Here is a 958-nt window from a genome sequence, read left to right on the forward strand (position 1 = left end):
AAGGGCTTCGTGCAACGGCGGTTCTTGGCTGTAGGCCTCCATGGCGGGCTGGAAGAGGCGCCCAAACAACGTGGACTTTCTTTGTCTAACATTATGGCTGTTCCTTCCGATGATGTCGTCATAAACCCGCTTCACCGCGGGTCTATCCATGATGGAATCGTTGAGCTTGAGCTCGGTGGGTCTACTGCGGAAAACCTCCAGGATTGCGATGAGTTCGTCGTCGGATTTGGCGTCGAGGTTAATCTCGTACAAATCGAGCGACTGCAGGCCTTGTGGCAGGGCCTGCATGATGGCTACAAGTTCTGCGCCGGATTTGGTGCCGAGGTCATTCCAGCTCAAATAAAGCGACTGCAGGTCCTGTGGCAGAGCCTGCATGATGGCTACAAGTTCTGCGCCCGATTTGGTGCTGAGGTCATTCCAGCCCAAATCAAGCGACTGCAGGCCCTGTGGCAGAGCCTGCATGATGGCTACAAGCTCTGCGCCGGATTTGGTGCCGAGGTTATTCCCGCACAAATTGAGCGACTGCAGGCCCTGTGGCAGGGCCTGCATGATGGCTACAAGTTCTACGCCGGATTTGGTGCCGAGGTTATTCCCGTACAAATCAAGCGACTGCAGGCCCTGTGGCAGAGCCTTCATGATGGCTACAAGTTCTGCGCCGGATTTGGTGCCGAGGTAATTCCCTCTCAAATCAAGCGACTGCAGGCCCTGTGACAGAGCCTGCATGATGGCTACAAGCTCTGCGCCGGATTTGGTGCCGAGGTTATTCCCGCACAAATCAAGCGACTGCAGACCTTTTGGCAGCGCCTGCATGATGGCTAAAAGTTCTACGCAGGATTTGGTGCCGAGGTTATTCCCGCGCAAACTGAGCGACTGCAGGCCTTGTGGCAGGGCCTGCATGATGGCTACAAGTTCTGCGCCGGATTTGGTGCCAAGGTTATTCTTGCCCAAATCAAGCGAC

The 958-nt window shown here is 55.5% G+C and carries 1 protein-coding gene; it reads right to left on the reverse strand.

Features of this window, described 5'->3' with window-relative positions; all coding sequences use genetic code 11:
* The coding region (locus BN1094_RS18610; RefSeq protein WP_483805284.1) for a leucine-rich repeat domain-containing protein at positions 1-958 on the reverse strand (958 nt) is incomplete at both ends.

The organism is Legionella massiliensis, assembly GCF_000756815.1.
Classification (GTDB): Bacteria; Pseudomonadota; Gammaproteobacteria; order Legionellales; family Legionellaceae; genus Tatlockia; species Tatlockia massiliensis.